Raw genomic sequence first — 11688 nt, 5'->3', positions numbered from 1 at the left:
CGGGCGTGCGATCAGCGCGCGTTGCGCGCGTGGCGCCAGCCGGACCACGCCAGCCACAGCAGCCAACCGACGATCACCACGATCACCAGTTTCTGCCCTGCCCCGCGCGGCGGATCCCGCCACAACACGTGCAGCCACAACAGCACGAAGGCCAGCCACGCCCACCACCACAGCACCGTCGCCGCTCGCATCCAGCCGGGTTCGCGACGCAGGTATCAGGACTGCAGCAGCATCGCCACGCTGGCGCACAGGAAGGCGGTCATCGCCGAAAGGCCGTGCACCAGCGGCCACGCAAGCGGGGCCCGCTCGGGCAGCCAGCTGTCGCCGACCGCGACGCCGGCCAGGCCCAGTCCGGCACACACGAACAGCAGTGCTGCGGCGCCACTGCGGCGCGGACCGCGCAGGTGCCGGTACATCGAAAGCCCGAGTACCACGATGGCCACCGCCAGCAGGCAGTATGCCGTGCGCAGCGCCAGCCCCCAGGGCCCGTGCAGGTACAGGCTCAGGGTAGCGGTGACCCAGTCAAGGTCAGCGCGTGCGAACTGGGTCCACAGGGCGGTCGCCAGGAACAGCAGCAACGCCACCATCGCAACGCCACTGGCCCTGCGCAGGCCGCGTGCGCGGTTCATCGCCCGCCTGCCTCCGGATGCCGCAGCAACCACGCCGCCAGCGCCTGCCGATAGCGCTGCAGCTCTTCGCTGTACAGGTCGAGCACGCACAGCGGGCAACCACTGCCACAGCATTCGTTGGGACCGGGCGCTTCCGGCGGTATCGGACGGGGATCGGGATCAGTCACGCAATCAGGCCAACAGGACAGGCCGCCAGTGTAGCGGCCGCGGTCAGGGCCCGGCCACCCGCAGCAGGTTGGCCCGTGCCGGTGCGTCGAAATGCTGGTGGAACAGATCGCTGAGGTAGATGCGTGGCTGCCGCGCCAGGTTGCGCAGGAAGCGGCGACGGCCGGCACGGTACAGGAACGCCGGCACGCTGCCGGCGTACTCTTCGGCCACGCCGCGGTCATAGGCATCGAACACCGCTTCCGGCGCGCCGAGGATGGCCATGTCGCAGTCCAGGAACAGCGCCGCCTCGCGGTCGACGTCGCCGGGCTGCAGGCTGCCGTGGCGTGCGGTCAGCAGGATCAGTTCGCGCACCCGCGCCACGTCGATGCCCGCATCAGGCAGCCAGTGCGCGATGGCTTCGCCGGCCAGGTCGGCAGAGCGCGCTTCGTTGTCCTTGCGCCCGCTTTCGTAGATCGCATCGTGGTACAGCACCGCCAGATAGACCTCGCGCGGCTGCTGCCACGGCGCCTGCGCGGCAACCCACTGCGCGTGCTGCAGCAAGGCGCGCACATGGCCGAAGTGGTGGTACGCACGCGGCGGTGTCGCGTAGCTGTCCTGCACGGCGTCCCACTGCCCGGCAGGCAGGATGATCGGCTGGAATTCCATGCGCTCAGGATGGGCCAGCGAGCCGCCGCGACGCAAGCACTGGTCATTCTTTCACCACCTGTTCACGGCGCCTGCGACGAAAGGGCCGCTGCCACTTATGCACAGCTTTCTCCGCGCATGGTCCACACCCGCTGTGGATGACCGGCCGGCATCCGACCAGCGGTGCAGCGGCAGGCAGGCGCGGCGCTATGCTCGTGGCCGTGGCGCATGCCGCGCCCGCGGAGAATGGCGATGACCCGCCCGTTGCTGTCCGTGTTGGTGGCATTGGCCACGCTTGCACTGGCCGCCGCGCCGGTGATGGCCCAGGCATCGCTGCAGGCGCCTGACGCTGCGTCGCAGGGCGTGCCACCGATGGATGCCCCGCCCCCCTCCCCTGAGGAGGTACTGGCCATCCCGCCGGCATTGTCCGCGCTGCTGCAGGCGCGCGTCATCGATCCCGGCGGCGGCCGCGGACCGCAGTTGCATCGACTGGCGGAGATGATCTTCGACCGCGATGGCATGGACCTGCAGTACGACGCCGCGGCGACCTACACCATCGGGGAGACGTGGCAGCATCGTCGCGCCAACTGCCTGTCCTTCACCCTGCTGTTCGTCACCCTGGCGCGCCATATCGGCATCCAGGCGCAGGTCCAGGAAGTGGCCCAGGTGGTGTCCTGGTACCAGGATGCCGGTGTGCTCTACAACGTCGGCCACGTCAACGCGGGCATCGAATTCAACGGCCGCCGCGGCACCGTCGACCTGGACCGCAACGTGCTGTACGACCGCGACGGCCCGCGGCCGATCACTGATGCGCGGGCGCTTGCCCACTTCTACAACAACCGCGGTGCCGAACGGATGGAGGCCGGCGACGTGGCAGGCGCGCGTGCCTGGTATGCCGCGGCCCTGCAGCAGGCCGCGGACTTCCCGTCTGCGCTGAACAACCTCGGGGTACTGGAAACACGCCAGGGCAACCTTGCGCTTGCGCGGCAGCATTACGCTGAGGCCCTGCGCATCGCACCACGCAATCCCGCCAGCCTGGCCAATGCGAGCAACCTGCTGCTGCGGCTCGGTGAGCCCACGGCGGCGGCACGCCTGCAGGCCCGCCTGCGCAGCGTGCGGCAGAGCGATCCGTTCTTCCAGTATGTGCTGGGCACCCAAGCCGAGCGTGCCGGTGATGCCAACGGGGCCATCACCTATTACCGGCGTGCGCTGCGCCTGTACGACAGTGCCCACCAGTTCCACTTCGCGCTCGCCCGTGCCTACCTGATGGCCGGCCAGCTCGAACGCGCCGATGGTGAACTGGCACGCGCCCAGGCGCTGGGCGGTGCGGCCCTGCAATCGCGTTACCAGGACAAGCTGGACAGCCTGCAGCGCTGGCGCCGTCAGCAGGCCAGCGCGCGGCTGGGCCGCTGAGCCATCAGGCCTTCTTGAGGAAGCAGGTCTTCAGCACCAGGCCCTTGATCTTGTCCGAGTTGCCTTCGATGTGCTCGGCATCATCTTCCACCAGGCGGATGTTGCGGATCACTGTGCCCTGCTTGAGCGGGATCGACGAGCCCTTGACCTTCAGGTCCTTGATCACCGTGACCGTGTCACCGGCGGCCAGCACGTTGCCGTTGCTGTCCCGCACCACCACGCCGGAACCGTCACCTTCCTCGGCCGTCCACTCGAAGCCGCAGTCGGCGCAGATCATCAGGGCGCCATCGGCATAGGTGTTTTCAAGCGTGCATTGCGGGCAGGCGGGGGCGGTGGACATCGGGGACAACCTGGCTGTAGTTCAACAGCGGCCATTGTAACCGCCCGCCCCTGCGGACCGGCCCTACCGCTGGGCCGGCCGGCGCGCTACAGTGCGCGGCCCTCGAAACAGCGGAACCCCACCATGCGCCTGGGCATCGACTTCGGCACCAGCAACTCCGCCGCAGCCATCGTCCGCGATGGCCAGGTACAGCCGATCCGTTTCGGCGATGCCGACCAGTTCCGTACGTCGGTGTACTTCCCGGGCATCATGCAGGACCCCGGTGAATTCAAGCTGGAACCGGGGCAGGAACATGAGCTGCAGGCACTGATCGACGCCGCCGCCGCCCAGGCACGCGCCAACGGCCAGGCGCGTCCGCTGGAAGCGCTGCGCCGCGAAGCGCTGCTGTCGCTGCGCCGGCAATGGATGGAAAAGCGCATGGCCGAGCCGCGCAGTTCCAGCCAGCTGCTGCAGAACGCGGTGTATGGCGATGACGCGCTGGAAGCCTACTTCGAGGAGAACGAAGGCAACCTGGTGCAGAGCCCGAAATCGATGCTGGGCTACAACCTGCATCCGCGCGCTCGCCAGACCATCACCGGCATCGCCACCCACATCCTGGAACACATCCGGCTGACCGCCAGCGCCCAGCTGGGCGCACCGGTGCGCGAAGCCCTGCTTGGCCGCCCGGTGCAGTTCCGCAGCTCGATCGGCGATGCCGGCAACGAGCAGGCACTGGCGATCCTGCGCGAAGCCGCGCTGGCCGCCGGTTTCGACGAAGTGGCCTTCATGGAAGAGCCCGCTGCGGCGGCGATGCACTACCACGCCACCAGCGCGCAGCCGCACGAGGCGATCATCGTGGACATCGGCGGCGGCACCACCGACATCGCCCATGCGCGCGTGGGCGGGGGCGAGCCGCCGCGCATCCACCGCGCCTGGGGCATCGCCCGCGGCGGTACCGATATCGACCTGGCGCTCAGCCTGGCCGCCTACATGCCGCTGTTCGGCCGCGGCATCACCCGGGTGCCGACCCACCACTACGTGGAAGCGGCGATGGTGCAGGACATGACCCGCCAGCGTGACTTCCGCCAGCACAGCTACGATCACGTCGAAGACCCGTATGGCAGCCGCCTGCAGGCGCTGCAGGACACCGGCAACACCGCCCGCCTGTACCGCGAAGTGGAGCGTGCCAAGATCAGTCTCAGCGGCACCATCGAGCATGCCAGCCCGCTGCCGTTCATCGAAAAAGGCCTGCAGGCGGAAACCTCCGCAGAAGGCCTGGGCCAGGCCGCGCACGGCTACCTTGGCCAGCTGCGCGAGCTGCTCGACCAGGTCCGCCAGGACATCGGCCAGGCCCCGGATGCGGTGTTCATGACCGGCGGCATGTCCCGCGCGGGCTACCTGCGCCAGGCCGCCGCCGATGCCTTCCCGACCGCCCGCCAGGTCCATGGCGATGCCTCCTTCGGGGTCGTGCAAGGCCTCGCGCTGGCGGCAGCGGGCTCGCATTAACATATCTCCGCACGATCCGCGTTAAACTCGACCGGCTTGACATTCACCTGCGCTTTCAGCTTGCGCGCTGCCTTCGTGGCGCGCGCAGCGCGTCCCAGTGCGCAGCCGCCCGCCTGCGGGCCCTGTGGCCATGCTTTCCTTGGCTCTGCCATGACCACGTACCCGCTCCGAGCCGCGATCGAGACCATCTTTGGGCATTACGAAGGCCCACGAGGCCTTACAAACTGAGCAGCCCCCGGCCTCCATCGACTGCCGTCGCTGTGATGCGGTGTGCTGCCGGATGCCGGTGTGGTTGATGCCGGGCGATGACGTCCCCATCTGGTTCGTTGAAAGCGACGGCCACGGCGGCCGCCGCATGGCGCAGAACGAAGAAGGCTGGTGCGCAGCCATCGACCCGTACCACCTGCGTTGTTCCATCTACACGCAGCGTCCCGCCATCTGCCGCCAGTTCGAGATGGGCGGCGATGACTGCCAGCGTGAACGGCAGGACTATCAGCACCAGGCCCTTGCCTGGAACCCTCCCCACCCTTCCACCTGACAGGAGCACCCATGCCCCGCAAGGCAAAGACCCCCGCGAAGGCCAGCAACACCATCCGCAACGAGCGCAAGGCCGGTTCATCGTCCACGCCCAGCAGCAACAGCATCGCCGCCGACCTGGCCGCGTTCCGCAAGGCCGGCGGCAAGATCGAAGTCCTCGGCAACACCTGGTCGCTGAAGAAAGCCAGCTGACCGCGTCGGCGACCGCGGCGGCATCACCGCCGCGGCCGGCCAAGCCTGGCCCCTGCCAACGGGTCAGCGATCCAGCCGGACCCGCACGCCACCGGAATGCGATTCCAGGCTGATGTCCCCATCGCCATTGCCCAACCGGGTATCCAGCGAGCTGCCAGGACCGTAGCGCGGCCGTTCCACCTTGCCCGCGTCACTCTGGATGGAACCGCTGAAACTGTTGACCGACAGCTGCGCGGACACGTTGCGCGGCAGGTGCAGGGAGATCGGCGCACTGACCGATTCCACGCTGATCCGCCCGCCCGGCGCCAATGCCGCCGCGGACAGCTCCACCGTCCCCGATACGGTTTCCACCACCATGCGCTGCGTGCGGCCGGCCTCCACGCCAACCCGGCCGGACACCGAGGTAGCGCCGATTTCACCGGACAGCCCACCACCGGCCCGGATGCTGCCACTCACCGTGCGCGCGTCGATCCGCGTGGTCTGCAACTGCGCATCGACATCACCGCTGACGGTGTTGAGCGTGCTCTCGCCGCTGCGACCGGCAGCGCGCAGATCCCCGCTGACCGTGTTCGCCTGCAGGCGCTTGACGTCGATCGCGCTGATGTCCAGGTCGGCGCTCACCGTACCCAGCTGCAGCTCCACCGCACGCGGCACGCGCAGTTCCAGGGTGGCGCCGCCACTGTTGTTGCGCCGTGGGTACTGCACTTCCCAGCGCACCCGGTTCGCGCTTTTTTCCTGCTTCAGGGTCAGTCCGTCGGGGAGCGTGCCGGTGAGCTGCACCTCGTTGCGGTCCCAGCCGCGTACCACCACCTTGCCGGCGACATTGCTCAATTCGACCCGTCCACCACTGGCGATGGCGTGGCGCTCATCGACGCGGGTGTCCGCCCACGCCGGCAGGGACAGCAACGCCAGGGCGGCGAAAGGCAGCGCGCGGCGCGGGAAATAAACGTTCATGGTCATGGTTCTCCTGGTGGATCGGATCAGCTGGGCAGGCCGGTAGCGGACGTCGCCGCCTGCCGGGTCAGTTCAAGCCGCAGCGCGTACGTACGCTGCAGCTGTTCAAGCAGGTGGCGCGAACGCGGGCTCTGCGCCAGCGCGGCGTGGATCTGGTCGGCACTATCGTCCAGCTCGCGCAGCGCCGGGCGCCACTCCGGCGCATCGACCCGCGGCAGCGCCGCGATGGCCTGCTGGTAGTCGGCGCTCATCGCGCTGGCCTGCTGCTGCAGCACGCTGGGCGCAGCCGGCGCCTTCGATGGCAGCTGCATCGTCAGCGGCACCACCCAGTACAAGGCAATGCTCGCGGCCAATGCCGCGCCGGCCGGCAATGCCCAGCGCAGGCGGCGGCGCGCGGAGCGGCCGTGGGCCAGCGTGCGCGGCGGCGTGGCCACGATCGGTGGCCGCGGCGGCAGCGCAGCCTGCAACCGCGCCCAGCCATCACTTGGCGGCGCCAGTTGCGTTGGCAGCGCGCGCAGGCGCTGCTGCAGCGCATCGTCGGTGTCGTCGGTCCTGCGGGGGGTTTCGTGGTTCATGTCATGTCTCCCAGGCGCGCGCGCAACAGGCCGCGTGCTCGATGCAACTGTGCCTTCGAACTGCCGACCGCCATCTGCAGCTGTTCGGCGATCTCACTGTGTTTCCAGCCTTCGATGTCGTGCAGCACCAGCACCGCGCGGGCGCGCGGCGGCAGCGTAGCCAGCACCCGCTCCAGGTCGCGTTCGGTCCCGGCGCAGCAGTCATGCACCTGCATTTCCGGCAGATCCAGGTCCGCATCGTCCAGGCTGTCGTGGGCCTGGTTGCCGCGCGCGCGCAGCTCCATCAATGCGGCGTTGACCGCAAGTCGATGCAGCCAGGTGGCAACGCTGCTGTCCATCCGGAACGCCGGCAGCGCTTTCCATGCCTGCAGGAACGCTTCCTGCAGCGCATCTTCGGCACGGGCCTGCTGGCCGCCGCACAACCGCCACACCACCGCGAACAGGCGCGGGGCATGCCGCCGGTACAGCTGCTCGTAGGCCGCGACGTCGCCCGCGGCCGCAGCACGCACCACCTCCGGCTCGTCATGGGCAGGCAGGGGGGTGTCCAGTGCTGGCGTGAGCGTGTCGAGCATGACCCTTGGATGCGGCGCCTGCAGAAAAGGTTTAAAGCGGTTGACCGTCGATTGCCTTTAAACCTTTCGGCAACCGCGTGCATCCAAGCCAGGTACCCAGCGGCCACCCGGCCACGGAGAAGCCCCATGTCCACCCCCGCCGCCAGCGGCCTGCTCGCCATCCTCGTTTGCGGCCTGCTGCAGGGCAATCCCCTGCAGCTGCAGGTGCGCCTGCACGGCAACCGCGCCTGCCTGCTGCAGCAGGGCGTGGTGGCGGCCTGCATGGGGCTGCCTGATGCGATGACGATGGTCGATCCCCGCACCGGGCGCAGGTAACATCGACCTCCCCCTGCGTTACCGGATGTCTGTTTGATGGAAAAGTACCTGCCGCCGTGGGCCCATGCCTGGCTGGAACAAGCCGAGACCGCCCTGCTGGTGCTGGCCACCCTGCTGGCCGCCTGGCTGGTGAAGCTGGTCGTGCGCCGGCTGATCCGCCGCTTCGCCGCGCACTACACGCTTCCCCCTGAAATGGTGATGGGCGCGCGCCGGATCACCACCTTCGTCATCTACTTCGCTTCGCTGCTGGTGATCCTGCACATCCTCGGCACGTCGGGCGCGGTGCTGTGGACGGCGTTCACCGGCTTTGCGGCGGTGGGCGCGGTGGCGTTCTTCGCGGCCTGGAGCGTGCTGTCGAACATCTTCTGCACGCTGCTGATCTTCACCACGCGGCCGTTCCGCCTGCACGATTACATCGAAGTGCTGGAGAACGGCGAGAAGCCGGGGCTGAAGGGTCGGGTGATCGATGTGAACCTGATCTATACCACGCTGCAGGAAACCGGTGAGGGACACGAAGGGACGGTGCTGCAGTTGCCGAACAATCTGTTTTTCCAGCGCACCGTGCGGCGGTGGCGGGATCCGTCGACGGCGCCGGGTGGGATACAGGGCGACGGTTGAGGGTTGGCGAACGGGTGAGACCCCCTCGCGGGTGGCTGAAAGCCGCAGCTGGAAGTGGGCCGGGCGATGGGGCTGGGCGGGGGACGGCAGAAGCTGCGTCCATGCGGGCCTCGTTTCGCGCCATCCATGGCGCTCAACGCCCCCGCCCAGCCCCACCGCCCGGCCCCCTCACGGGTTCCGGTGGCCGCCACCCGCGTAATGAAAGAAATAAAGGCAGGGGTCAGAGTCCTTTCGCGTAGCGAAAGGACTCTGACCCCATGTTTCTGACCCCAAGTTTCTGCCGCGCTTTCTCCCCGAATCTGGCGACGCCGGGGCGGCGGGGTGCGTCCGCGAGCTTGGGATGGGCGCCGCAGCGATCAGCGCAGCTGGCTGTCTTTGCTGCCGCGGCGGTTGTAGCCGGACTGGGCGCTTTCGTCTTCGTCGTGGGCCTGCTGGCAGGCCACGCACAGGCGCACGCCGGGTACCGCCTTGCGCCGCGCCAGTGGAATCGGGGCGTCGCATTCTTCGCAGTGTTCCAGCCCGGGGCCCTGCTTGAGCTGGCTGCGGGCGCGGGCGATGGCATCGTCGACGGTGGCGTCGATCTGGTCCTGCACGGCGCCGTCCTGTGCCCATCCGGTGGCCATGGGAACTTCCTCCACGGGGATACGGATATCCAGCCTAATCCGGCGCGGGTGAAGCACCCGTTGGGGTGGTCGAACGGGTGAGACCCCCCTCGCGGGTGAGCTGAAAGCCGCAGCTGGAAGTGGGCCGGGCGGTGGGGCTGGGCGGGGGACGGCAGAAGCTGCCCCTTCGGGGTCCGGCCCAGCCGCTGGGCGGCTGTGCGTCCGGGCGCTTGCGAAGCGGTGCTTCGCAAGCAAAGCGCCCTCACCCATGCGGGCCTCGTTTCGCGCCATCCATGGCGCTCAACGCCCCCGCCCAGCCCCACCGCCCGGCCCCCTGACAGGTTCCGGGGGCCGCCGCCCGCGTAATGAAAAAAAAAAGCGTTAGCGCCGACCCACGGTCGGCGGAATCCATCAGGCCCCATTCCCTCAACGCCAGAGGTCAAAGCCAGGTGTCAGAGTCCTTTCGCTGCGCGAAAGGACTCTGACCCCATCTTCCGACCCCATCCCCCCGCCGACCATGGGTCGGCGCTACAGAAGGTTCCAGAGCCACCATGGACCTGTCGAAGGTGGGGCGGGGTGGGTTGGCGGGAACGCTCATCCGCATGGATGCGGATGGCGAGCCTCCATGGACGGATTCACGGCGATTCCCGCCAACCCACCCCGCCCCACCCAACCATCAGCCCTGCAGCTTTTGACGTTGCTTTTGACGTTGCCGTTGCCGTTGCTTCAAAGCCGCGCGCACGCGCAGAAAAAACCCTTTACCAGACCAGGTCATCCGGAATCTGGAACTGCGCGTAATACGCATCGTCTTCGGGATTGCCGGTGGACGCGAATGTGCTCTCGCCCGCCTGGCCGTGGTCAACCGCAATCAACTCCGGTGCCCGCTCGCGTACCTTTTCCGCCGCCGCGCGCGGCAACAGCGCATAACTGTCGCCCGCCGCCACGATCACCAGCGCACCGGCCGACAGCGCCTTGCGCAGCTTGGCATCGATCAGCAGCGTGCGGATCACCTCGCCGTGGGTGAAGCGATACTCGCTCTCGCCCGCGTGCGGCACCGCATGCGCCTGCACGATCTGCCGCGCCTGCGCCCGGCCCTCGATGGCACGCAGCTGCGCATTGCGTTCGGCGGCGATCGCGCGGTCACGCTCGACCTTTTCCAGCCGCACGCGCTCGGCCTCGCGCTGGATGTCCGCCGATGCATCCGGCGCCTTGCCCTGGCGGGCCTTGACCTGCTCGCGGGCCGCGGCACTCGCCTGCGCCTTCTTGGCCAACCCGGCCTTGAGCAATTGTTCCTGCAGCGCGTTCGGCTTTGCCATGGTCCTGCCTGCAACTGGTCTATCTTAGGGACGTCCATGATACCGGAGCCCCGGCGGCACCATGCCCTCCCTGAAATACCTGACCGGCTACCCCGAACCCCTGCAGGAGCAGGTCCGCCAGCTGCTGGCTGAGGATCGCCTCGGCGCCCTGCTGCAGCGGCGCTATCCAGAGGCGCACGAGGTCCGCAGCGACCGCCAGCTGTATGACTACACCCAGGACCTGAAGGACCGCTACCTGCGCAAGTCGGTGCCGCTGAACAAGGTCTGCTACGACAACAAACTGGAAGTGGTGAAACACGCACTGGGCCTGCACACCGCGGTGTCGCGCGTGCACGGCGGACGCCTGAAGGCCAGCCGCGAAATCCGCGTGGCCAGCGTGTTCCGCCAGGCCCCGGCCGCCTTCCTGCGGATGATCGTCGTGCATGAACTGGCGCACCTGAAGGAAGCCGACCACAACAAGGCCTTCTACCAGCTGTGCCAGCATATGGAACCGGACTACCTGCAGCTGGAATTCGACACCCGGCTGTTCCTGACCGAACTGGCCCACCGCGGCGGCTGAAGCAGGCCGACGCCGTGGCAGGTACACTGCGCGCCCCCTTGAGGTTCCCTGCCCCATGCTCCCCACCCGTCTCGACAAACGCCTGGCCGAACTGCTCGGCTGCCCCCGTGGCGAAGCCCGCCGCTACATCGAAGGCGGCTGGGTGCGCGTGGACGGCCAGGTGGTGGAACAGCCGCAGGCGCAGGTCAGCACCGAAACCGTGGAACTGGATCCGTCCGCGCGCGATGAGAAAACCGAGCGCGTGACCATGCTGCTGGCCAAGCCGGTGGATGCCGCCGCGCATACGCTGAGCGCGATGGTCACCCCGGAATCGCAGAGCCCGCTGGACCTGGGCAGCATCCGTCCGCTGCAGCGCCATTTCCACGGCCTGCAGCTGGCCGCCGCGCTGCCCGCTTCGGACAGTGGCCTGGTGGTGGTCAGCCAGGACCCGCTGATCATCGCCCACCTGCAGCAGCAGCTTGCGCGCACCGAACAGGAGTTCCTGGTGGATATCCAGGGCGAGCGTGCGATGTGGGACGTGGCCCGGCTGCAGACCGGCCTGAAGGAAAACGGGCGCACGATTCCCGGTTGCAAGATCAGCTGGCAGAGCGAACAGCGCCTGCGCTTTGCCGGCAAGGGCCTGCATCCGCGCATGTTGCGCGAAGCCTGCGCCGGTGCCTCGATGCAGGTGGTCGGCATCCGCCGCCTGCGCATCGGCCGTGTCTCGCTGGGCAAGCTGGCCCCGGGCAGCTGGCGTTACCTGGGCAGCGACGAGCGTTTCTGAACAGTGCACTGCGCGTGCACCGGCCT

16 protein-coding genes and 1 pseudogene are annotated in these 11688 nt (G+C 68.4%); 8 read left to right on the top strand and 9 right to left on the bottom strand.

Features of this window, described 5'->3' with window-relative positions:
• Positions 1–11: 11 nt before the first annotated feature.
• From QE373_RS05655 to QE373_RS05645, 3 genes and pseudogenes are all read right to left on the bottom strand, one after another.
• Positions 12–629 (bottom strand): annotated as a pseudogene (locus tag QE373_RS05655) (DUF998 domain-containing protein).
• On the bottom strand, positions 626–796 hold the full coding sequence (locus QE373_RS05650; protein WP_309684429.1) for an oxidoreductase-like domain-containing protein: 171 nt from the start codon (positions 794–796) through the stop codon (positions 626–628). Before QE373_RS05650 ends, QE373_RS05655 begins: the two are co-directional and overlap by 4 nt.
• 43 nt (positions 797–839) lie before the next feature.
• Positions 840–1442 (bottom strand): hypothetical protein, encoded by a 603-nt coding sequence (locus QE373_RS05645; protein WP_309684426.1) that lies wholly within the window; start codon positions 1440–1442, stop codon positions 840–842.
• A 231-nt stretch (positions 1443–1673) separates the two neighbouring features.
• On the opposite strand from QE373_RS05645, the gene QE373_RS05640 reads away from it, so the two are divergent.
• Positions 1674–2834: a tetratricopeptide repeat protein gene (locus QE373_RS05640; protein WP_309684425.1), complete on the top strand. Its 1161-nt coding sequence runs from the start codon at positions 1674–1676 to the stop codon at positions 2832–2834.
• A 4-nt stretch (positions 2835–2838) separates the two neighbouring features.
• Here QE373_RS05640 and QE373_RS05635 read toward each other — a convergent pair whose 3' ends face one another.
• Positions 2839–3174: a zinc ribbon domain-containing protein YjdM gene (locus QE373_RS05635; RefSeq protein WP_123699824.1), complete on the bottom strand. Its 336-nt coding sequence runs from the start codon at positions 3172–3174 to the stop codon at positions 2839–2841.
• A gap of 123 nt (positions 3175–3297) precedes the next feature.
• Here QE373_RS05635 and QE373_RS05630 point away from each other — a divergent pair, with 123 nt between their 5' ends.
• From QE373_RS05630 to QE373_RS05620, 3 genes are all read left to right on the top strand, one after another.
• Entirely contained in the window at positions 3298–4659 is a 1362-nt protein-coding gene (locus QE373_RS05630) for an Hsp70 family protein (RefSeq protein ID WP_309684421.1), read from the top strand.
• A 244-nt stretch (positions 4660–4903) separates the two neighbouring features.
• Positions 4904–5197, top strand: a complete 294-nt coding sequence (locus QE373_RS05625; RefSeq protein WP_083492053.1) for a YkgJ family cysteine cluster protein — start codon at positions 4904–4906, stop codon at positions 5195–5197.
• Between the two features lie 11 nt (positions 5198–5208).
• Positions 5209–5388, top strand: coding sequence for a hypothetical protein (locus QE373_RS05620; protein WP_057687210.1), 180 nt, complete (start codon positions 5209–5211; stop codon positions 5386–5388).
• Positions 5389–5451: 63 nt separating this feature from the next.
• On the opposite strand, the gene QE373_RS05615 is transcribed toward QE373_RS05620, so the two are convergent.
• From QE373_RS05615 to QE373_RS05605, 3 genes are read right to left on the bottom strand one after another with little or no spacing between them, the layout of a single operon-like run.
• Complete coding sequence (locus QE373_RS05615; RefSeq protein WP_309689580.1) at positions 5452–6342, bottom strand: DUF4097 family beta strand repeat-containing protein; 891 nt, start codon at positions 6340–6342, stop codon at positions 5452–5454.
• 26 nt (positions 6343–6368) lie between these two features.
• Positions 6369–6917, bottom strand: a complete 549-nt coding sequence (locus tag QE373_RS05610; protein WP_309684416.1) for a hypothetical protein — start codon at positions 6915–6917, stop codon at positions 6369–6371.
• The gene (locus QE373_RS05605) at positions 6914–7489 is read right to left on the bottom strand and encodes an RNA polymerase sigma factor (protein ID WP_309684413.1); all 576 of its coding nucleotides are present in this window, start codon (positions 7487–7489) and stop codon (positions 6914–6916) included. The genes QE373_RS05610 and QE373_RS05605 overlap by 4 nt, the downstream gene beginning before the upstream one ends.
• A 126-nt stretch (positions 7490–7615) precedes the next feature.
• Between QE373_RS05605 and QE373_RS05600 the strand changes: the two genes are divergently transcribed.
• Both QE373_RS05600 and QE373_RS05595 read left to right on the top strand, forming a co-directional pair.
• Positions 7616–7804 carry a hypothetical protein gene (locus tag QE373_RS05600; RefSeq protein WP_309684410.1) on the top strand — a complete coding sequence of 63 codons (189 nt, stop codon included), beginning with the start codon at positions 7616–7618 and terminating at the stop codon, positions 7802–7804.
• A 36-nt stretch (positions 7805–7840) separates the two neighbouring features.
• The gene (locus QE373_RS05595) at positions 7841–8422 is read left to right on the top strand and encodes a mechanosensitive ion channel family protein (protein ID WP_123699821.1); all 582 of its coding nucleotides are present in this window, start codon (positions 7841–7843) and stop codon (positions 8420–8422) included.
• A gap of 356 nt (positions 8423–8778) precedes the next feature.
• On the opposite strand, the gene QE373_RS05590 is transcribed toward QE373_RS05595, so the two are convergent.
• On the bottom strand, positions 8779–9045 hold the full coding sequence (locus QE373_RS05590; RefSeq protein WP_123699820.1) for a DksA/TraR family C4-type zinc finger protein: 267 nt from the start codon (positions 9043–9045) through the stop codon (positions 8779–8781).
• Between the two features lie 737 nt (positions 9046–9782).
• A complete protein-coding gene (locus QE373_RS05585; RefSeq protein WP_309684405.1) occupies positions 9783–10340 on the bottom strand; it encodes a DUF2058 domain-containing protein in 558 nt (185 codons plus the stop codon).
• A 61-nt stretch (positions 10341–10401) separates the two neighbouring features.
• Here QE373_RS05585 and QE373_RS05580 point away from each other — a divergent pair, with 61 nt between their 5' ends.
• On the top strand, positions 10402–10899 hold the full coding sequence (locus QE373_RS05580; protein ID WP_057687606.1) for a M48 family metallopeptidase: 498 nt from the start codon (positions 10402–10404) through the stop codon (positions 10897–10899).
• 55 nt (positions 10900–10954) lie between these two features.
• Positions 10955–11662, top strand: a complete 708-nt coding sequence (locus QE373_RS05575) for an RNA pseudouridine synthase (protein WP_057687605.1) — start codon at positions 10955–10957, stop codon at positions 11660–11662.
• The last annotated feature ends 26 nt before the right edge of the window (positions 11663–11688 follow it).

The sequence above is a fragment of the Stenotrophomonas sp. SORGH_AS_0321 genome, assembly GCF_031453215.1.
Lineage (GTDB): Bacteria > Pseudomonadota > Gammaproteobacteria > Xanthomonadales > Xanthomonadaceae > Stenotrophomonas > Stenotrophomonas chelatiphaga.
This window is presented reverse-complemented; position numbering and strand designations above follow the sequence as displayed.